At 72.4% G+C, this 333-nt stretch carries 1 protein-coding gene; it reads right to left on the reverse strand.

Features of this window, described 5'->3' with window-relative positions; genetic code table 11:
- A partial coding sequence (locus tag PUR56_RS12905; RefSeq protein WP_329948999.1) for an acyltransferase domain-containing protein occupies positions 1-333 on the reverse strand: 333 nt, incomplete at both ends.

The following is a 333-nucleotide window of genomic DNA, read 5'->3' on the forward strand; positions in this document are numbered from 1 at the left end:
GCGTCGGCGAAGCGGACCGGGCGGCGGACCTGGTCGACCCAGTACTCCGGGTCCGACCACTGACCGGGCGTCACGGCCTCGCCCGTCACCGTCGAGACGGCGGGAAGCACCGGGTCGTGGAAGGCCAGACCGCTCACCACGGCCCGGAACTCCGCCAGCATCGGCTCCATCAGCCGGGAGTGGAACGCGTGGCTCGTCCGCAGCCGCGACGTCTTCCAACCCCGCTCCGAGGCAAGATCCGCGATCCGCACGATCTCTTCCTCGGCACCCGACACGACCACCGCGGCCGGCCCGTTGACCGCCGCCAGGTCGATGTCCGGGAACGCCCCGCAC

Origin of the sequence: Streptomyces sp. BE303, assembly GCF_036290945.1 — a bacterium.
Lineage (GTDB): Bacteria > Actinomycetota > Actinomycetes > Streptomycetales > Streptomycetaceae > Kitasatospora.